The 18,107-nt window shown below is 70.6% G+C and carries 18 protein-coding genes; 3 read left to right on the forward strand and 15 right to left on the reverse strand.

Features of this window, described 5'->3' with window-relative positions:
• Positions 1-8: 8 nt before the first annotated feature.
• The 15 genes from ACFO0B_RS10230 to ACFO0B_RS10300 all read right to left on the reverse strand — a co-directional run bounded on the left by ACFO0B_RS10230 (position 9) and on the right by ACFO0B_RS10300 (position 15,112).
• Positions 9-335 (reverse strand): VanZ family protein, encoded by a 327-nt coding sequence (locus ACFO0B_RS10230; protein ID WP_378612135.1) that lies wholly within the window; start codon positions 333-335, stop codon positions 9-11.
• A 175-nt stretch (positions 336-510) separates the two neighbouring features.
• On the reverse strand, positions 511-1,401 hold the full coding sequence (locus tag ACFO0B_RS10235) for an SGNH/GDSL hydrolase family protein (RefSeq protein WP_378612136.1): 891 nt from the start codon (positions 1,399-1,401) through the stop codon (positions 511-513).
• A 64-nt stretch (positions 1,402-1,465) separates the two neighbouring features.
• Positions 1,466-1,795 (reverse strand): hypothetical protein, encoded by a 330-nt coding sequence (locus tag ACFO0B_RS10240; RefSeq protein ID WP_378612137.1) that lies wholly within the window; start codon positions 1,793-1,795, stop codon positions 1,466-1,468.
• The gene (locus ACFO0B_RS10245) at positions 1,788-3,113 is read right to left on the reverse strand and encodes an aromatic ring-hydroxylating oxygenase subunit alpha (protein ID WP_378612138.1); all 1,326 of its coding nucleotides are present in this window, start codon (positions 3,111-3,113) and stop codon (positions 1,788-1,790) included. The genes ACFO0B_RS10240 and ACFO0B_RS10245 overlap by 8 nt, the downstream gene beginning before the upstream one ends.
• 194 nt (positions 3,114-3,307) lie before the next feature.
• The gene (locus tag ACFO0B_RS10250) at positions 3,308-4,459 is read right to left on the reverse strand and encodes an acyl-CoA dehydrogenase family protein (protein WP_378612139.1); all 1,152 of its coding nucleotides are present in this window, start codon (positions 4,457-4,459) and stop codon (positions 3,308-3,310) included.
• A gap of 2 nt (positions 4,460-4,461) precedes the next feature.
• Positions 4,462-5,595, reverse strand: a complete 1,134-nt coding sequence (locus ACFO0B_RS10255; protein ID WP_378612141.1) for a thiolase family protein — start codon at positions 5,593-5,595, stop codon at positions 4,462-4,464.
• 2 nt (positions 5,596-5,597) lie between these two features.
• Positions 5,598-6,419, reverse strand: a complete 822-nt coding sequence (locus ACFO0B_RS10260; RefSeq protein ID WP_378612142.1) for an enoyl-CoA hydratase/isomerase family protein — start codon at positions 6,417-6,419, stop codon at positions 5,598-5,600.
• Positions 6,416-7,639: a CaiB/BaiF CoA transferase family protein gene (locus ACFO0B_RS10265; protein WP_378612143.1), complete on the reverse strand. Its 1,224-nt coding sequence runs from the start codon at positions 7,637-7,639 to the stop codon at positions 6,416-6,418. Before ACFO0B_RS10265 ends, ACFO0B_RS10260 begins: the two co-directional genes overlap by 4 nt.
• Positions 7,639-8,403, reverse strand: a complete 765-nt coding sequence (locus ACFO0B_RS10270; RefSeq protein WP_378612144.1) for an SDR family NAD(P)-dependent oxidoreductase — start codon at positions 8,401-8,403, stop codon at positions 7,639-7,641. The genes ACFO0B_RS10265 and ACFO0B_RS10270 overlap by 1 nt, the downstream gene beginning before the upstream one ends.
• Entirely contained in the window at positions 8,403-9,569 is a 1,167-nt protein-coding gene (locus tag ACFO0B_RS10275) for an acyl-CoA dehydrogenase family protein (protein ID WP_378612145.1), read from the reverse strand. Before ACFO0B_RS10275 ends, ACFO0B_RS10270 begins: the two co-directional genes overlap by 1 nt.
• 191 nt (positions 9,570-9,760) lie before the next feature.
• Positions 9,761-10,144 carry a hypothetical protein gene (locus ACFO0B_RS10280; protein WP_378612146.1) on the reverse strand — a complete coding sequence of 128 codons (384 nt, stop codon included), beginning with the start codon at positions 10,142-10,144 and terminating at the stop codon, positions 9,761-9,763.
• Positions 10,141-10,899: an ABC transporter ATP-binding protein gene (locus tag ACFO0B_RS10285; RefSeq protein WP_378612147.1), complete on the reverse strand. Its 759-nt coding sequence runs from the start codon at positions 10,897-10,899 to the stop codon at positions 10,141-10,143. The genes ACFO0B_RS10280 and ACFO0B_RS10285 overlap by 4 nt, the downstream gene beginning before the upstream one ends.
• Positions 10,896-11,609 (reverse strand): ABC transporter ATP-binding protein, encoded by a 714-nt coding sequence (locus ACFO0B_RS10290; RefSeq protein WP_378612148.1) that lies wholly within the window; start codon positions 11,607-11,609, stop codon positions 10,896-10,898. Before ACFO0B_RS10290 ends, ACFO0B_RS10285 begins: the two co-directional genes overlap by 4 nt.
• The gene (locus ACFO0B_RS10295) at positions 11,587-13,710 is read right to left on the reverse strand and encodes a branched-chain amino acid ABC transporter permease (RefSeq protein ID WP_378612149.1); all 2,124 of its coding nucleotides are present in this window, start codon (positions 13,708-13,710) and stop codon (positions 11,587-11,589) included. Before ACFO0B_RS10295 ends, ACFO0B_RS10290 begins: the two co-directional genes overlap by 23 nt.
• A gap of 16 nt (positions 13,711-13,726) precedes the next feature.
• Positions 13,727-15,112 carry an ABC transporter substrate-binding protein gene (locus ACFO0B_RS10300; RefSeq protein WP_378612150.1) on the reverse strand — a complete coding sequence of 462 codons (1,386 nt, stop codon included), beginning with the start codon at positions 15,110-15,112 and terminating at the stop codon, positions 13,727-13,729.
• A 217-nt stretch (positions 15,113-15,329) separates the two neighbouring features.
• Between ACFO0B_RS10300 and ACFO0B_RS10305 the strand changes: the two genes are divergently transcribed.
• The 3 genes from ACFO0B_RS10305 to ACFO0B_RS10315 are packed head-to-tail and all read left to right on the forward strand — an operon-like array spanning position 15,330 to position 18,101.
• Entirely contained in the window at positions 15,330-16,547 is a 1,218-nt protein-coding gene (locus ACFO0B_RS10305; RefSeq protein WP_378612151.1) for a metal-dependent hydrolase family protein, read from the forward strand.
• On the forward strand, positions 16,534-16,950 hold the full coding sequence (locus ACFO0B_RS10310) for a nuclear transport factor 2 family protein (protein ID WP_378612152.1): 417 nt from the start codon (positions 16,534-16,536) through the stop codon (positions 16,948-16,950). Before ACFO0B_RS10305 ends, ACFO0B_RS10310 begins: the two co-directional genes overlap by 14 nt.
• Positions 16,947-18,101, forward strand: coding sequence for an acyl-CoA dehydrogenase family protein (locus tag ACFO0B_RS10315; RefSeq protein ID WP_378612153.1), 1,155 nt, complete (start codon positions 16,947-16,949; stop codon positions 18,099-18,101). The genes ACFO0B_RS10310 and ACFO0B_RS10315 overlap by 4 nt, the downstream gene beginning before the upstream one ends.
• Positions 18,102-18,107: the final 6 nt, after the last annotated feature.

Consider the following 18,107-nt stretch of genomic DNA (forward strand, 5'->3'; position numbering starts at 1 on the left):
CACAAAGTTCAGGGCATTGCCGGTATCCGCCACCAGCGGCGCGCGGCGCGCGCGGCCAGCCCGGCGCCCGCGGTGTCGAGCAGGACGTCGTCCACCGACGAGACCCGATCCAGCCGCAGCGCGTACGGCGCGACCTCGACCAGGATCGAGCAGCCCGCCGCCAGCGCGAGCACGCGCGGGATCGAGGCCGGCGCCGGGAAGCGGAGTGGCGCGGCGAATCCCAGTGCGGCGAAGACCAGGAGGTCGCCGACGATCTGCACGGTCGCCGAGCTCGGGCCCGCGATCAGCACGGCGACCAGGTCGCGCAGCGGGACCGGGCTGACCCGGCCGGGCACCTCGCCCGCTCCCGAGCACGGTGCGGAGGACGGCCCCGTTGATCGAGCCGAACCAATCACCCGTCCGGACCGGCAGCAGCAGCGGGCGCCGCAGCACGAGCGGGGCGGACACCACACCGAGTGCCGCGAAGCCGACGACGGCGATCCGGCGCGCGAGCCGGGCGCTTCCCGGCGTTCAGCGGCCGCTCCCGTACCGCTCGTAGAGCGCGCCCGCCAGCACCGCGTCGCCGCGCGCGGACGGGTGGAACGGGATACCGGTCAGGTCGGCGCGCGGGTCGAGGGTGCCGTTCGCCCACGGTTCGGCCGAGCACAGCCCGTGCCCGGCGGTGATCGCCCGCGTGTCGAGGAAGTCGATGCCGAGCAGCGCGGCCGCCTCGCGCTGGGCGGTGTCGAGCCGGTTCAGGTACTCGGTCACCGCACCGCCGCGGGGCTGCACGAAGTCGCCGGCACCGAGCACGTTGAGACAGACCGTGTCACCCGGCGGGAAGAGCTCCGGGTAGCCGACCAGGACGATGCGGGCCTGGCGCGCGTAATAGCGCACATACCGCACGACCTCCTCGATCCGCTCGGCGTAGGCGGCGCCGGAGACCGCGCGGAAGTCGGTGATCCGGCCCTGCGCCGCCGCCTCCCGGTCGCAGCCGTCGAGCAGGTTGTAGACGCAGGAGACCAGCGATCCCCACAGCGTCTTCGGGTTCTCGGTCCCCCACGCGTCGTTGAAGCCGAACTGGATCGCGACCAGCGCGGTCTCCGGCCCGAACCCACCGGCCCGATCGGCCTCGACCGCCTCCCGGGCCGGCGTGTAGCCGGTCTCCGACTCCAGCGCGGCGCCCGCGCAGGATTCGTCCAGGAAGTCAGGGGTGCCCGCCACCCCGAGCAGCCTGCTCAGCTGGGTGGGCCACGAGGTGGCGCCGCGCACGCACTCCGCGGCGTCCCAGTGCACGGCATTGGCGGCGAACGAGTCGCCGAGCACCACCAGGGTGCTGCCGCCCGCGGGCGGGGCGGCGGCCGCGGGGTGCGGCAGCGCGAACGCCGCCGCCACCGCGACGGCCACGAGGACGATCTTCACCCCGCCACGATGGCCCGGCGCGGGCCGCGCCCGCCCGCGTTCGGCGGGACGTGGCCGCAACCGCCTAGACCACCGGCTCCTTGACGAGCCGGATGTAGGCGGCACCGCTGTCGAGCACCCGCGGCTGCTTCCAGACCTCGATCGGGAAGCTCACCATGACGACGGACTGCCCGAGGTGCACCAGCGCCTTGGCGTCGTCCGGCATCGAGGCGAGCGGGAAGCGCGCGTCGACGTAGACCATGATGTCCTCGAGCCGCGCCATGCCCGCGTCGTAGAGCTCCTGCATCTCCTCCATGGTGGAGGCCAGCCGCTTGGCGTAGCGCTCCTCCTCGGTCGGCAGGCACCAGTCGCTGAACCGCTCCAGATCGGCGAATTCCTCGGGCAGCTTAGACATTGGCGCGATCCTTTCCGTTGGTGGCGGTGGCGGCGGCCGTGCCGTTGCGCTCGGCCTTGAAGCGGTCCACGTACTGGTGGGCGGTCATGTGCAGGTGGCGGAGCAGGATCTCCTGGTCGCAGAGCGGGAAGTCGGTGACGACCCTGGTGCCGATCTGCGTCTGCGTGGCCTCGAGGGTGTTCGCGTCCTGGAACGCGTACTCCTTGAAGGTCACCGCGGCGAGTTCCTGCGACAGCCGCTCGCGCAGGTTCTTCGGCGGGACGAAGTACAGGTCCGCCTCGAAGATGTGCTTGTCCACCGCGGTCGGCCAGTAGTTGTAGGTGAGGTACCAGCCCGGCGCCCAGAACAGCAGCGTGAAGTTGGGGAAGAACTCGAAGGAGTCGGTGCCCCACGACTTGTGCCTGCCCGGGTTGATGGCGGGCGGCAGCTCTTCGGGCTTGATGCCATCGATATCCGGCCGGTCCCACGGACCGAACAGCCCGCTGTGCAGGATCCGCTCGATCGGCTTGACCATGTTCAGATCCTTCGGCGGCGACATGCCGCCCCAGGACGAGACCATGGAGTGGTCGCCCTTGATGTCGTAGGCGAGCGCCTCGAAGCCGAACTTGGCCAGCTTCTCCGCCTCCTCCCGCTCCGCCTGCTTCATGTGCAGGATCGGCGCGTGGTAGAACTCGGTGAAGGCGTCGATGAAGAGCTTCCAGTTGGCGTTGATCTCCGAGCGGTAGCTGTAGTGCTCGGTCATCTCGTGGTACGGGTAGCCCTTGAGCCCCTGGCCGAACTCGCCCAGGTACTCCTCCAGCGGCACGGCGTTGTCGTCGAGGTTCACGAAGATGAACCCCTCCCAGACCTCGCAGCGCACCGGGACCAGGCCGTACTGGTTCTTGTCCAGGTCGAAGAACTCGCCCTCCTGCTGGACGAAGGTCAGGTCACCCTTGAGGCTGTACCGCCAGGCGTGGTACTTGCAGGTGAACTGGCGGCAGACGCCGGACACCTCCTCGCCCGGGTAGTCGTTCCACACCAGCTTGTTGCCGCGGTGCCTGCACAGGTTGTAGAAGGCGCGCACCACATTGTCGGTGTCCTTGACGATGATCAGCGAGGTGCCCGGACCGGCCGAGGGAAGCTCGCGGGTGACGTAGCTGCCCTTCTTCGGCAGCAGCTCCACGCGGCCCATCTGCAGCCAGGTCTTCTTGAAGATGGCCTGCTGCTCCAGCAGCCAGTGCTCGGGGTCGACCGAGTCGTTGTAGTTGACGGGAGCCGTGCCGAGTTCGGGCCAGTTCTCGGTCCAGGTACCCGCCTCGGGCTTCGGGAAGAAGGGCATTGTCGGTCTCCTCTAATACTGGCAGTGGCCGTCTCCGCTACGAGAATAGCATTCTCATATGTGAACAACAGACTTTCACCCCGCGGGCGAATCGTCAACCGTCGCTGTTGCCCGGGTGCTGCGGGCACGCCGAAGGGCCGATCGGGTTCCCTCCGCTGAGGAGGGCCCGACCGGCCGTTTTCGCGCGCTGAGAGCTAGGAGAGCCCGAGATCCCTTGCGACGATCATCTTCATCACTTCGCTGGTCCCGGCGTAGATCCTGGCCACGCGGGCATCGGTGTAGAGCCGGGCGATCGGATACTCCATCATGTAGCCGTAGCCGCCGAAGAGCTGCAGGCAGCGGTCGACCACCCGAGCCTGCGTCTCGGTACAGAAGAGCTTCACCCGGGCGGCGTCGGCGCCGGAGAGCACGCCGTCCACCAGGTCGAGCACGGCCCGGTCGATCATGGTCTGCGCGGCCTCGACCTCCGCGCTCATGGCGGCCAGCTCGAACTTGGTGTTCTGGAACGAGGCGACCGGGGTGCCGAAGGCCTTGCGCTCCTTCGTGTAGTCGATGGTGGCGGCGATGGCGGCGCGGGCCTGGGCGACCGAGCCGACGGCGACGGTGAGCCGCTCCTGGGGCAGGTTGTGGCCGAGGTAGCCGAAGGCGGCGCCCTCCTCGCCGAGCCGGTTGCGCGCGGGCACCCGGACGTCGGTGAAGGAGAGCTCCATGGTGTCCTGCACCTTGCAGCCCATCTTCTCCAGCATCCGGCCGCGCTCGAAGCCGGGCATGCCGTCCTCGACCACGAGCAGGGTGAGCCCGGCGCGGCGGTTCTCCGGGTCGGTCGAGGTGCGCGCAACCACGATCACCAGGTCGGCGAGGAGCCCGCCGGTGATGAAGGTCTTTGCCCCGTTCAGCACGTACTCGTCGCCGTCCCTGACCGCGCTGGTGCGCATTCCGGCCAGGTCGGAGCCGGTGCCGGGCTCGGTCATGGCGACGGCGGTGAGCAGGGTGCCGTTCGCCAGCCCGGGGAACCAGCGCGCCCGCTGCTCGGCGTTCGCGTACTCCAGGAAGTACGGCAGGATGACGTCCAGCTGGGTGCGGACGGTACCGAGCGTGACCTGCGCCCGGTACGCCTCCTCCTGCAGGATCACGTTGTAGCGGTAGTCGCGCAGCCCGGCCCCGCCGTGCTCCTCGGGCAGCGCGATGCCGAGCATGCCGAGCTCGCCCATCTCGGCGAAGAGCTCGCGCGGCAGCTTGCCCTCCTTCTCCCAGCCGACGTAGTTCGGCACCACCTGCTTCTCCACGAAGGTGCGCACCAACTCGCGGAAGGACTCGTGGTCGGGGGTGAAGAGATCGCGGCGCACGGTCAGCTCACCAGCTCGACGACGGTGGCGTTGGCGGTGCCGCCGCCCTCGCACATGGTCTGCAGGCCGTAGCGGATGTCGTTGTCCCGCATGTGGTGCAGCATCCGGGTCATCAGCACGGCGCCGGAGCCGCCGAGCGGGTGGCCCAGCGCGATGGCGCCGCCGAGCGGGTTGACCAGCGCCGGGTCGGCGCCGGTTTCGGCGATCCAGGCCAGCGGGACCGGAGCGAACGCCTCGTTCACCTCGAAGACGCCGATCTCGCCGATGCCGAGACCGGTCTTGCGCAGCACCTTCTCGGTGGCCGGGATGGGGCCGGTGAGCATGAGCACCGGGTCCGAGCCCGCCACGGCGCCCGCGCGGTAGCGGGCCAGCGGGGTCAGGCCCAGCTCGCGGGCCTTCTCCGGGGTGGTGAGCAGCAGGGCGGCGGCGCCGTCGGAGATCTGCGAGGAGTTGCCCGCGTGGATCACGCCGTCGTCGCGGAAGGCGGGTTTCAGCCCGGCCAGTTTCTCGACGGTACTGCCGCGGCGGATGCCCTCGTCCGCGGTGACGCCGTCGACCGCGACGATCTGGTCGGTGAAGGCGCCCGCGTCCTGGGCGGCGGCGGCGCGCTCGTGCGAGAGCACGGAGAACTCGTCCACCCGGGTGCGGTCGAAACCCCACTTCTCGGCGATCAGCTCGGCGCCGATGCCCTGGTTGAACTCGAAATCGTTGTAACGGGCAAGGGCACGCGGCCCGTACGGCGCGCCGCCCGCCTTGGCCGCGCCGAGCGGCACCCGGCTCATGGACTCCACGCCGCCGGCGACCACCACGTCCTGCTGGCCGGAGAGCACCGCCTGCGCGGCGAAGTCCAGTGCCTGCTGCGACGAGCCGCAGGCGCGGTTCACCGTGGTACCGGGGATGCTCTCCGGCCAGCCCGCGGCCAGCACCGCGTACCTGCCGATATTGCTCGACTGGTCGCCGACCTGGGAGACGCAGCCCCAGATCACGTCGTCCACCAGGGCCGGGTCCAGCCCGGTGCGCTCGGCGAGCGCGGTCAGCACGACGGCGGAGAGATCGGCCGGGTGCACCCCGGCCAGGCCGCCGTTGCGTTTGCCGACGGCGGTGCGGACCGCTCCGGCGATGACTACCTCGGGCATGTTCAGCTCCCGTTCTCGGGGCGGATCGGCGGGCGGTGGATGGTCCACCGGCCGGTGAATCGCGGCTCCCGTCGTTCGGCGAACGCGGCGAAGGCCTCCGGTGCGTCCGCCGTGGCGAAATTGAGGCCCTGGGCGCGGGCCTCGGCGCTGAGGGCCTGGCGCAGGGTGGTGTCGGCGCCCTCGTGCAGGAGGGCTTTGGTCTGGGCGAGGGCCACCGGGGGGCCTGCGGCCAGCCGGTGCGCGAGCTCGTCGGTGAAGGGGTCGATCTCGGCGTCGGGGACGACCCAGGTGACGAGGTTCAGGGCTTTCGCCTCGGTGGCGTCGATGGTCTCGGCGAGCATGGTGAGGCGTTTGGCCTGCTGCATGCCTGCCAGTTTGGGGAGCAGCCAGGAGCCGCCGAGGTCCATCGTGAGGCCGCGCTTGGTGAAGACCTGGGCGAAAGTCGCCGATTCGGCGGCGACCACGAGGTCGCAGCCGAGGGCCAGGTTCCAGCCCGCGCCGACGGCCGGACCGGTGACCTTGGCGATGGTCGGGAGTGGCAGTTCGTTCAGGAGGACCGCCACGTCGGTGAGGGCACGCATGCGGTAGATGGGGTGGGCGTTGTCCGGGACCGAGATGTCGGCGCCGGAGCAGAACGCCTTGCCCGCGCCCTGGAGTACCAGGGCCCGCACTGTGCGATCCTCGGCAGCGGCTCGGAACGCGTCCGCCAGTTCGGCCCAGAGTCGGGCGTCGATGGCGTTTCTGCGGTGCGGGCGGTTCAGGGTCAGGGTTCGGACGCCGTCGTGGTCGTCGGTCAGGAGGACGGTGCCGTCCGGGCTGCTCATGGGGTTGCCTCGGCCCGGGACTCGCCGCCGATCACGGCCGTCGACCGAAGGGTCGCGATCTCCCCCGCGTCGTAACCGAACTCCGCGAGCACGCTGTCGGTGTGTTCGCCGAGGCCGGGGACCGGGTTCATCGGGGGGTCGAAGCCGGAGAGGATCGCGGGAGGCAGGAGGGAGGGGATGGGGCCTGCGGGGGTGTCTATTTCGCGCCAGCGGTCGCGTTCGACCAGTTGGGGGTGGTTCAGGACCTCGCTGGGCCGGTTGTACTGGGAGTTGCCGATTCCGGCGGCGTCGGCGATGCGCTGGATGTCGGCGAGGTCGTGCCCGGCGCACCAGGCGGTGATGGCCTCGTCGAGTTCGGCTCGGTGCCGGGTGCGGCCGGGGTTGGTGCGGAAGCGGTCGTCGGCGGCGAGGTCGGGGCGGTCGAGGATGGCGGTGGCGAGGCGCTGCCATTCGCGGTCGTTGGTGGTGCCCAGGACGACGGTGCGGCCGTCGCGGGTGGGGTACGCGCCGTACGGCGCCACCGCGGGGGAGCTCATGCCCAGCGGCAGCTGGTCGATGCCGGAGTGCCTGGCGTAGGTCAGGTGGTACCCCATCATCTCGGCCATCGTGTCGAACAGGCTCACCGCGATACTCGCGCCGCCGGATCGCGTGGCGCCACGAGCGCGGTCCCGCTCGTACAGCGCGGCGAGGATGGACAGCGCGGCATAGAGCCCCGTGGTCACGTCGGCCATGGGCGGCCCGGGTTTGGCGGGCGCGTCGGCGGTGCCGGTCACCGCGCACACCCCGGACTCCGCCTGCACGAGCAGGTCGTAGGCCCGCTTGTGCGAGAGCGGCCCACCGGTCCCGAACCCGTCGATCTCCACCGAGATCAGCTCCGGGTACTTCTCGGCCAGCTCGGCCGAGGACAACCCCAGCCGGCCGACCGCACCCGGCGCCAGATTCGACACCAGCACGTCGGCCCCGGCGAGCAGCCGGTGCAGAACGGCGACGCCCGCCTCGGATTTGAGATCCAGCGCCACCGACTCCTTCCCCCGGTTCACCCACACGAAGTGCGCCGCCTGCCCGAGCACGACGTCGTCGTAGTGCCTGGCGAAATCCCCGCCCGCCGGGTTCTCCACCTTGATCACCCGCGCCCCGAAGTCGGCCAGCGTGCGGGTGCACATGGGCGCCGAGACCGCCTGCTCCAGCGCGACGACGGTGACGCCCGCGAGCGGCCCCATCAGATCACCGTGCCGCCGTCCACCGGCAGCACCTGCCCGGTGATGAACGAGGCGGCATCGGAGGCGAGGAAGACGAACGCCCCCGCGACCTCCTCCGGCTCGGCCCAGCGGCGCAGCAGGATCCGGTCCAGCATCGCGGGCGCGAACCGGTCGTCGGTGCGGATGGTCGCGGTCATCGGGGTGGCCGCCAGCGGGGCCAGCGCGTTCACCAGGATCTGCTTGCGCGCGAACTCCTTCGCCAGCGACTTGGTGATCCCGATGATCGCCGCCTTGGCCGCCGAGTAGTTCACCTGCCCCAGCGTGCCGACCAGCCCGGCCGCCGAGGTGACGTTGATGACCCGGCCGGTGCCGTCGGTGGCCAGGAAGGGCAGCGCCCCCTGGGTGACGTTCACCGTGCCGAGCGCGTGGATCTCGAAGAGCTGCCGCACCGAATCCGCGGTGGTGTCCTTGAACATGGCCGGCGCGGTGACGCCCGCGTTGTTCACCACGATGTGCAGCGTGCCGCCGGTGAGCGCGGCCGCGCGCTCCCCCGCCTCGCCCGCGGCATCCCGGTCGGTCACGTTCAGCGCGAAACTCGCCGCCGTTCCGCCGTTGCCCGTGATCTTCTCGGCGACCGCGGCCGCCGCGGCACCGTCCAGATCGGTCACCAGCACCGCCGCGCCCGCGGCGGCGAGCGCCTCGGCCACCGCCGAGCCGATGCCGCCGGCCGCGCCGGTCACCAGGGCCGAGCGGCCGGTGAGGTCGAACAGGTTGCGCTGCGCCATCAGTAGCTCCTCGGCAGTCCCAGGCCGTGCGTGCCCAGGTAGTTCAGGATCATTTCTTGGCTCACGGGGGCGATCCGCATGACGCGCGCCTCCCGGAAGTAGCGGGAGACGTGGTACTCCTCCGAGTACCCCATGCCGCCGTGGGTCTGCAGCGCGCGGTCGGCCGCGGTGAAGCCGGCGTCCGCGCACAGGTATTTGGCCGTGTTCGCCTCGCGGCCACAGGGTTTGCCGTTGTCGTAGCGCCAGGTGGCCTTGCGCAGCATGAGCTCGGCGGCGTCCAGGTGCGCCAGCGAGTCCGCGAGCGGGAACTGGATGCCCTGGTTCTGCCCGATCGGCCGGTCGAAGACCACCCGCTCCTTGGCGTAGCGCGCGGCGCGGTCCAGCGAGACGCGGCCGAGCCCGAGTGCCTCGGCGGCGATCAGCATGCGCTCCGGGTTCAGCCCGTCGAGCAGGTATTTGAAGCCCTGCCCCTCCTCGCCCACCCGGTCCTCGACCGGAACCCGCAGGTCGTCGATGAAGACCTCGTTGGAGCTCACGGCGTTGCGGCCCATCTTGGCGATCGGCCTGATGTCGACGTGGTCGCGGTTCAGATCGGTGAGGAACAGCGTCATGCCGTCGGTCTTCTTGGTCACCTCGCTGTACGGCGTGGTGCGGGTGAGCAGCAGGATCTTCTCCGACTCCAGCGCCTTCGAGATCCACACCTTGCGGCCGTTGATCACGTAGTGGTCGCCGTCGCGCTTGGCCGACGTGGTGATCCGCGGCGTGTCCAGCCCGGCGCCGGGTTCGGTGACGCCGAAGCACACGTGCAGGTCACCAGCGGCGACCCGGGGCAGGGTGCGCTGCTTGAGCTCCTCGGAGCCGTGCACGACCACCGGGTGCATGCCGAAGATCGACATGTGGATCGAGCTGGCGGCGTTCATGCCGCCGCCGGAGCGGGAGACCTCCTCGGCCAGCAGCGTCGCCTCGGTGATGCCGAGACCGTGCCCGCCGTACTCCTCGGGGATGGTGATGCCGAGCCAGCCGCCGCTCGCGACGGCCTCGTAGAACTCCGTCGGGAATTCGTGCGCCCGGTCCTTCTCCATCCAGTAGTTGTCGTCGAATTTGCGGCACAGCTCGGCCACCGACGACCGGATCAGTTCCTGATCCTCGGACAGTTCGAAGTTCATTCCTTCGGACACTGTGCACCTCCAGTTCTCGTCATGCGGTCGCGAGCACGCCGGTGCGGGAGGCCGATCCAACCTCCCGCACCGGCGGCTTCGACCGGCGATCGTCCATCCGGCGCGCTACCCCTGTGCCTCCCCAGTCGAGGCGGGCGCGCGCGGACGAGCGCGGGTCGCCCGGGTGCCGTGGCACCGGGTCAGAGCGACGCCGAGTTCACCGGCGTCGGCGCCGCATCGTCGAGGCGCGTCTCCCCCGCCACCCGGTGGCCGAGCGCGTCCAGGTCGTAGGACTGCCTGGCGAGCCAGAAGCGGAGGAAGTTGGTGATCGAATAGCGCAGGAAGAGCGCGGAACCCACGATGGTCCCCGCCACTCCGCCGAGCGCGAGGGTGATGGCGTCGCGCTGCGCCAGCGGGTCGGTGGTGCCGTGCGCGAGGAAGTACGAGATCACCGCGGCGACGAGGCCGAGCACCATGAGCACGACGCCGGTGCGCAGCCACAGCCCGGAGCGACCTGCGGCCGGGTCGGGGATCTTGAGTTCCTGCAGTTCGCGGACGAAACGGTCCGCGCGGGTTTCGGTCATGGGGTGTGACTTCCTAGGTAGAGGGCGGCCAATTCGTTGCGGATTCCGTCGTCCGGGTGGCCCTGGCGCACCACCCGGCCGCGCACGAGCACGGCGGCACGGTCGGCGATGTCGAGCACGGCGGCGGCGAACTGCTCGACCACGAGCACCGCGACGCCCTGCCGCGCGATCTCGGCGACCTCCTCGTAGAGCCGGCCGACCACCAGCGGCGCCAGCCCCATGGAGAGCTCGTCGAGCAGCAGTACCGCCGGGTCGGTGGCCAGGCCGCGGGCCAGCGCCAGCATCTGCTGCTCACCGCCGGACATGGTGCCCGCCAGCTGGTTCGCCCGCTCACCGAGGATCGGGAAGCGGCTGAACGCGATCTCCTCGATCTCCGCGCGCGGGCGGCCGGTGAAGGTCATCATGAGCAGGTTGTCGCGCACGGTGAGGTTCGGGAAGACGCCGCGGCCCTCGGGGATCAGGCAGACACCCGCCCTTGCCAGGTCGCGCGGGTCGGCGCCGGTGACGTCGCGGCCGCCGAGCAGCAGCCTGCCCGCGGCCGCCGGGTGCGTGCCGGAGATGACGCTGAGCGCGGTGGTCTTGCCCGCGCCGTTCGGCCCGAGCAGCGCCACCACCTGTCCGGCCCGCACCTCGAGGTCGACGCCGTGCAGTACGGTGATGGCGTCGTAGGCGGCCTTGATGCCGTCCAGCGCGAGCAGCGGCGCGGGGCCGGAGCCGTTGCGCGATCCGGTCTCCGCCGGGAATCCGGTGGTCATACTTCCCCCAGGTACGCGGCGAGGACCGAGGCGTCCGAGCGGACCACCGAGGGCGGGCCGGAGGCGATGATCTTGCCCAGATCCAGCACGTAGAGCTCGTCGCAGACGTTCATGACCAGCCCCATGTCGTGCTCGACCAGCAGCACCGCGGTGCCGTCGTCGGCGAGCGAGCGGAGCAGCCCGGCGAAGCGGTCGGTCTCGGTGTGGTCCTGGCCTGCGGCGGGCTCGTCCAGCAGGATCAGGTGCGGCCTGGCCGCGATGGCCCGCCCGACCTCGACCAGCCGGGCGGTGCCGGTGGGCAGCTCGTCGGCCGAGTGGTCGGCGACGTGGTGCAGCGCGAGCCGCTCGATGATCTCGGTGACGACCTGGGCCGCCTTGCGCTTGGCCGGGCCCAGCTCCGCGGCGACCAGCAGGTTGTCCCGCACGCTCAGCCGGCCGAAGAGTTCGAGCCGCTGGAAGGTGCGGGCCAGCCCGTGCCTGGCGCGGCGCGCGGGGCCGAGCTTGGTGACGTCCTTGCCGCCGATCGCGACGGTGCCGGTGGTCGGGTTGCGCAGGCCGCAGATCACGTCGAACAACGTGCTCTTGCCCGCGCCGTTCGGGCCGATCAGCCCGGTGACGGCGCCGCGCTCGGCACGCAGCCCGGCGCCGTCCAGCGCCCGGTTGCCGCCGAACACCACGGTCACGTCGTCAACTTCCAGTAGTGACGGCACGGTCGAGCACCTCCTCGTCCTCGGTCTTGAACGGCCGTTTCACGCCCCACCACTCGACCGGAACGACCGCCGGATCCGGGGCGGGCCTGGTGCGCGAGCTGTGCCAGACCCGGGCGGCGATCAGCGCGAGCACGACGCCGCCGGTGAACTCCCAGCCGTCGATGGTCTCCAGCAGCCGCAGCCCCCAGAGCCCGAGGATCACCGCGATGAGCACCGGGGCGACCAGCCGGTCGCGCAGCATCGGGAACCACTCGCGGCGCATCGGGGTGATCGCGCCCTCCTTGAGCACGCCGCCGCCGAACAGGATGCCGCCGAGCGATGGCAGCACCTGCGAGAGGTTGAGCAGCCCCGGCCAGAGCACCGGGATGACGTTCAGCGGCCCGGCGAAGACCAGGCCGGTGAAGAGCCCGGCGCCGACCGCACCGAGCCCGGCGATGGTGACGATCAGGAAGATCGGCAACCCGGCGACCAGGTTGAACTGCTCCGGCGCCACCGCGCTGATCTGCATGCCGTAGAGCGCGCCGCCGAGCCCGGCGATCGCCGCCGAGAGCGCGAAGACCAGCACCCTGGCCACCAGCAGGTTGCCGCCGAGCGTGGCGTAGGCGGCCTCGCTGTCGCGCAGCGCGATCAGCCTGCGGCCGAACTTGCTGCGCCGCAGCAGCGCGATGCCGATTCCGACGACCGCGAGGCAGACCGCGGCGAAGACCGTGATTCCCGCGGTGGTCTCGACCTTCAACCCGAACAGGTCGGGCCCGACGATGGAGACCGAGCCCTGGTCGAACAGCGAGATCTTCACCCCGAGCAGCTCGAACGAGGGCAGCGTGAAGATCCAGCGGTCCAGGATCACCGCGAAGGCGGCGGTCGCCAGCGCCATGTAGACCCCGGAGAGCCGCAGCGCCGGAATCGCGATCACCGCCCCGACCACGCCGGCGATCCCCATGGCGGCGAAGAGCGCCCACCACTGGCCGTCCGGCCCGAGGTGCCCGTAGGCCACCGCGCCGATCCCGGCCAGGCTGAGCTGGCAGAGCGAGATCTGCCCGGCGAAGCCGAGCAGCGGCACGTAGGAGAGCGCGATCATGCCCCAGGCGAACATCGCCCCGTAGGTGATCAGGTCCGGCTCGCTGAGCATGCTCGCCAGCATCAGCCCGAGCACGACCACTGCCGCGGCGAAGGCCGCCGAGCCGCCGAGGGTCGGCAGCGGGACCGCGCCGAGCTTGCGGTCCCGGCCACGCAGCCTGCCGTGCGGGAAGACGAGCAGCGCCAGGAAGAGCAGCAGCGCGGGCGCCGCCAGCCGGAGGCCGGGCAGGTACTCGTTCTGCGGCAGGTAGCCGGTCAGGTAGCTCTCCAGCAGCCCGACCACGACCGCGCCGAGGAAGACCATCGGCAGGTTGCGCAGCCTGCCGAAGATCGCGGCGGTGTAGGCGGAGACGATGAGCAGCGAGAGCTGCGCGGCGTCCAGGGTGACCGTCGGGGCGATCAGGATGCCGCCGATGGCGGCCAGCTCGATGCCGAGGATCCAGGCGATCCGATTGGCCTTGCGCGGGTCGGCGCCGGTCAGCCCGACCAGCGCGCGGTCGTCCACGGTGGCCCGCATCTCCGCACCGGTCCTGGTGCGGGTCAGCAGCACGCGCAGCCCGATCGCGACCGCGATCGCGACGATCATGGTGAGCGCCTGGTGCCAGGTGAGCGTCACCACGCCGAGGTCGATCGACGGCTGGTCCGCGAAGAACCGCGGCAGCGAACGGGATTCGTTCGGATTCCAGACCCAGCGGGCCAGCACGATGAGCCCGCTCAGCAGCGCGATCGTCATCACCAGCTTCTCGGCGTCGCCGAGCCCCTGGGTCGGCGCCAGCGCCTTGCCGAAGAGCAACCCGAAACCGGGGGCGAAGACCAGCAGCACGGCGGCGAGGGCCAGCGGAACCGGCCAGCCCCAGCCCACCGAGAGCTGCCAGTACACGAACGCCGAGACCATGCCCGCCGCGCCGTGCGCGAAGTTGAACACGCCGGTCGTGGTGTAGGTGAGCACCAGTCCGCTGCCGATGATGGCATAGATCGCCGCGGTGCTGAGACCGACGATCCCGAAGGCGAGGAACTGTTCCATCAGCGCCCGTGCTCCGTCACTTCAGATCGGCGATGCTCTTGCCGACGTCGGCGAGGGTCAGCGGCTTGCCGAAGTCGGCGGTGTACTTGTACGGCGTGAAGCCGCAGTTGAAGATGCCGTCGGTGTTCGGCCCGAAGTCCGCGGCCTTCCAGCCGTCCGGGGTCGCCTGCTGCACGTTGAAGCAGCGCTTCTGGTCGGCGAACGGCTTGGAGAGGTCCACCGGGGCCTGTAGCCCGCCGCCGGTCCACTTCGTCTCCTTCGCCGCGGTGTTGTAGACGCAGGCTCGGGTCAGGTCGTCACCGCAGGCGGTGGCCGCCTTGGCGAAGAGCAGCCAGGCGCCGAACGCCTTGAGCCCCTGGAAGGTGATGTCGCTGTCCGGCGAGTACTCCGCGTACAGATCCTTCAGCTGCTGCACCGCGGGGACCTTGTCCGCGGCCGAGAGCGGCGCGGTGTCGGTCAGGTCGGCCACGTTGTTCTGGAAGCCGAGCGAGGTCTTGGCGGCGTCGAGGAAGATCTCGTTGTACGAGTTGGAGTTCGCGTCGATCCAGTCCAGCTTGTAGTTCATGCTGGTCAGCACCTCTTCGAGCTTCGCGAGGTAGCGGAACTCGCCGAAGAAGATGAGCCCCTTGACGTTCGCGGCCTTGATCGCCTGCGCGTAGGGGGTCCAGTCCGGCACGCCGGAGATCGGGTACAGATCGCTGTAGGTGATGGTCGCGCCCGCCGCCTTCAGCGACTCGGTGAGCTTCTCGCCCATCACCTTGGTGATCGGGTTGTCACCGTTGATCATGCCGATCGCGCCCTTGGAGTCCGGGTAGGCGGTGTTGATCAGCCAGTCCTGGAACCCGGTGTAGGGGTTCACGTTCTCCGACATCGTGGAGCCGGCGTTCAGCTGCAGGTCCGAGCCGGTGTTCGCGGTCTGCGTCACCTGCGCCGGGAACTCCGGGAGCAGGCAGTTCAGCCGGTCCTTGACGCCGAGCCCGTCCAGCGCGGCGCTGCCGCCGACCAGGAAGAAGTCCTCACGACAGGCCTCCAGCATGCGCTGGCGCACCTCCATGAGCTTGGCGTCGCGCAGGTTCGTGGAGATCTTGCGCCCGTTGATGCCGCCCGCGGCATTGCACCAGGAGGTGAAGACCTTGGCGGCGTCGACGAAGTCGGGGTTCTTGGTGAAACCGATATCGGAGAAGACGCCGATCTCGATCTCGGTGTCGGAGACGCCCTGGGCCGACGAGGCCCCGGGGCTGCCCGGCTTGCAGACATCGCTCAGGGAGCCGAAGTCACCGGAGGCTGCCGGGGCGTTGCCACCGCCGGTCGGGGTCTCCTCGCGGGAGCCGCCTTCACGACCGCACCCCGCTATCAGGAGCGCGATCGCCATCAGGGCGACGACTGTTCGCTGCGGTTTCACCGTGGTCCTCCTCTGCCGCTGCACTGCAACGGAAACTATCTTCTCAGATTTGGATAATCAATATCTGGTTTCCGGAGAGTGGCGCTATGCGGGTGCACGGCACCGGCCCGGCCGACCCGGCCGCCGACCCGGCGTTGACATGGCCCCGCCTGCGTGGAAATCTACTAGTTGGATTTTGAGAACGTAATTCTCCAAGCAGGGAAGGAAGGTGCCGCCGATGACAGCGCTGACGCTGAAGGCGGCCGGGCTGCTCGACGTCGACGCCGGTGAGATCGTCCGGCCCGGCATCCTGCGCATCGAGGGCGATCGGATCGTCGGCGTCGGCGGGCCGGTGACCGGCGAGATCGTCGACCTCGGCGACCTCGTGCTGCTGCCCGGGCTGCTGGACATGGAGGTCAACCTGCTGATGGGCGGGCGCGGCGAGACCGGGCTCTCCTCCAGCGTGAAGGACGACCCGGCGCTGCGCGTGCTGCGCGCCGTCGGCAACGCCCGGCGCACCCTGCGCGCGGGGTTCACCACGGTGCGCAACCTTGGGCTCTTCGTCAAGACCGGCGGCTACCTGCTCGACGTCGCGCTCGGCAAGGCGATCGACCAGGGCTGGATCGAGGGGCCGCGGATCGTGCCCGCCGGGCACGCCATCACCCCCACCGGCGGGCACCTGGACCCGACCATGTTCGCCGCCTTCGCCCCCGACGTGCTCAAGCTGACGGTCGAGGAGGGGCTCGCCAACGGCGTCGACGAGGTGCGCAAGGCGGTCCGCTACCAGATCAAGCACGGCGCGCAGCTGATCAAGATCTGCGTCTCCGGCGGGGTCATGTCGCTCACCGGGGCGCCCGGTGCGCAGCACTACTCGGACGAGGAGCTGCGCGCCATCGTCGACGAGGCGCACCGCCGCGGCCTGAAGGTCGCCGCGCACACGCACGGCGCGGACGCGGTCAAGCACGCCGTCGCGGCGGGCATCGACTGCATCGAGCACGGCTTCCTGATCGATGACGAGGCGATCGACCTCATGGTCGAGAACGGCACCTGGCTGGTGCCGACCACCCGGCTCGCCGACGCCATGGACGTGTCGAAGGCCGAGCCGGAGCTGCAGGCCAAGGCCGCGCTGATGTTCCCCAAGGCCCGCACCTCGGTGCTGGCCGCGTACAAGGCCGGGGTGAAGATCGCCGTCGGCACCGACGCACCGGCGATCCCGCACGGCCGCAATGCCGACGAACTGGTGGCGCTGGTGGAGCGCGGGCTGCCCGCGGTCGACGTGCTGCGCGCGGCCACGATCCGCGGCGCCGAGCTGATCGGCGTCGAGGACCGCGGGCGGCTCGCCGAGGGGTTGCTGGCCGACGTGATCGGCATCCCCGGCGACCCGATCGAGGACATCACGCACACCAGGGACGTGCGGTTCGTGATGAAAGGCGGAAAGATCCATGTCCAGAAGTGACGACCTGCTGGAGATCCAGCAGACCCTGGCCCGGTACGCGGTGACCATCACCAAGGGCGACATCGACGGGCTGCTCGCGGTCTTCACCCCGGACGGCAGCTACAGCGCCTTCGGCGACACCTACACCCTCGACCTCTTCCCCGACCTGGTCGCGGCGGCGCCCAAGGGGCTCTTCCTGACCGGGCTCCCGGTGCTGGAGATCGACGGTGACACCGCCGAGGGCACCCAGCCGCTCTGCTTCATCGACCAGAGCACGCACGACATGCGCATCGGGTACTACACCGACGCGCTGGTGCGCACCGCGGACGGGTGGCGGATCAAGACGCGGCGGATGACCTTCATCCGGCGCAGCGGGGATCACGACTCCGGGATTCCGCACGCCTTCGAGCGCACCAAGGGATGAGTGCCGACGCGCGGTCGGCGGGCGGGAGCGGTGCCACCGCGGGCGCGGACTACACCGGTGACCGGGGCGTCGCGGAGTTCCGCGCGGCGCTGCGGGCCTGGTTGGCGGCGAATGATCTCACCCCCGGCCCCGACCACTCGCTGGACGGCCAGGTGGCACAGCTGCTCCGGGTGCGGAGCGCGCTCTTCGACGCGGACTGGATCCGCTACGGCTGGCCCGCCGAGGTCGGCGGGCTCGGCGGCCCGGCCGCGCTGCGCGCCGTGCTCGGCGAGGAGATCGCCTCCCGCGACCTGGCCGAGCCGGGCATCTGGTCCATGATCGAGGTGCTCGCCCCGACCATGATCTCCTACGCCCGCCCCGAGCTGGCCGCCGAGATGGTGCCGCTGCTGCTCTCCGGCCGCGAGCAGTGGTGCCAGGGCTTCTCCGAGCCCGGCTCCGGCAGCGACCTGGCCTCGCTCAGCACCAAGGCCGTCCCCGACGGCGACACCTGGGTGGTCTCCGGGCAGAAGGTCTGGACCAGCCTGGCGCAGTACGCGGCCCGCTGCGTCCTGCTCACCCGCACCGGACCCGGCCACGACGGGATCACCGCGTTCTTCGTCGACATGGACTCCCCCGGCATCACCGTCCGCCCGCTGCGCACCATGCACGGCGTCGACGAGTTCGCCGAGGTGTTCTTCGACGACGTGGTCGTCCCCGCCGACCGGATGCTCGGCCGGCCCGGCGACGGCTGGCGGGTCGCCATGGACCTGCTCCCGCACGAGCGCTCCACCTGCTTCTGGCACCGCATCGCCTACCTGTTCACCCGGCTCGACCAGGTGCTCGAGCAGACCACGCAGGCCGACGACGCCGCGCTCGGCGCCGCCTACCTGGCGCTGCACCAGGTGCGCAGCCGCTCCCGCGGCACCCAGCGCAACCTCGCCGCAGGCGCCAGGCTCGGCCCGGAGACCTCGATCGACAAGGTGCTGCTCGCCACCGCCGAGCAGCGGCTCTTCGATACCGCGCGGGAGCTGCTTCCCGGCGCCGTCGAGCTGGACGACGGGCCGTGGCGCACCGAGTTCCTGTACTCGCGGGCGGCCACCATCTACGGCGGCACCGCCGAGATCCAGCGCAACATCATCGCGCGCCGCCTGCTCGACCTCGGAAAGGAGTAGGCGTGA

The organism is Nocardia jiangsuensis (assembly GCF_042650385.1).
Taxonomy (GTDB): Bacteria; Actinomycetota; Actinomycetes; order Mycobacteriales; family Mycobacteriaceae; genus Nocardia; species Nocardia jiangsuensis.

Excerpts from the sequence above, each read along its gene's own strand:
- ACFO0B_RS10280 (WP_378612146.1), bottom strand. The coding sequence starts at position 10,144 with ATGACCGAAACCCGCGCGGACCGTTTCGTCCGCGAACTGCAGGAACTC.
- ACFO0B_RS10295 (WP_378612149.1), bottom strand. The coding sequence starts at position 13,710 with ATGGAACAGTTCCTCGCCTTCGGGATCGTCGGTCTCAGCACCGCGGCG.
- ACFO0B_RS10305 (WP_378612151.1), top strand. The coding sequence starts at position 15,330 with ATGACAGCGCTGACGCTGAAGGCGGCCGGGCTGCTCGACGTCGACGCC.
- ACFO0B_RS10260 (WP_378612142.1), bottom strand. The coding sequence starts at position 6,419 with ATGAGCAGCCCGGACGGCACCGTCCTCCTGACCGACGACCACGACGGC.
- ACFO0B_RS10245 (WP_378612138.1), bottom strand. The coding sequence starts at position 3,113 with ATGCCCTTCTTCCCGAAGCCCGAGGCGGGTACCTGGACCGAGAACTGG.
- ACFO0B_RS10310 (WP_378612152.1), top strand. The coding sequence starts at position 16,534 with ATGTCCAGAAGTGACGACCTGCTGGAGATCCAGCAGACCCTGGCCCGG.
- ACFO0B_RS10285 (WP_378612147.1), bottom strand. The coding sequence starts at position 10,899 with ATGACCACCGGATTCCCGGCGGAGACCGGATCGCGCAACGGCTCCGGC.
- ACFO0B_RS10265 (WP_378612143.1), bottom strand. The coding sequence starts at position 7,639 with ATGGGGCCGCTCGCGGGCGTCACCGTCGTCGCGCTGGAGCAGGCGGTC.
- ACFO0B_RS10315 (WP_378612153.1), top strand. The coding sequence starts at position 16,947 with ATGAGTGCCGACGCGCGGTCGGCGGGCGGGAGCGGTGCCACCGCGGGC.
- ACFO0B_RS10255 (WP_378612141.1), bottom strand. The coding sequence starts at position 5,595 with ATGCCCGAGGTAGTCATCGCCGGAGCGGTCCGCACCGCCGTCGGCAAA.
- ACFO0B_RS10275 (WP_378612145.1), bottom strand. The coding sequence starts at position 9,569 with ATGAACTTCGAACTGTCCGAGGATCAGGAACTGATCCGGTCGTCGGTG.
- ACFO0B_RS10240 (WP_378612137.1), bottom strand. The coding sequence starts at position 1,795 with ATGTCTAAGCTGCCCGAGGAATTCGCCGATCTGGAGCGGTTCAGCGAC.
- ACFO0B_RS10270 (WP_378612144.1), bottom strand. The coding sequence starts at position 8,403 with ATGGCGCAGCGCAACCTGTTCGACCTCACCGGCCGCTCGGCCCTGGTG.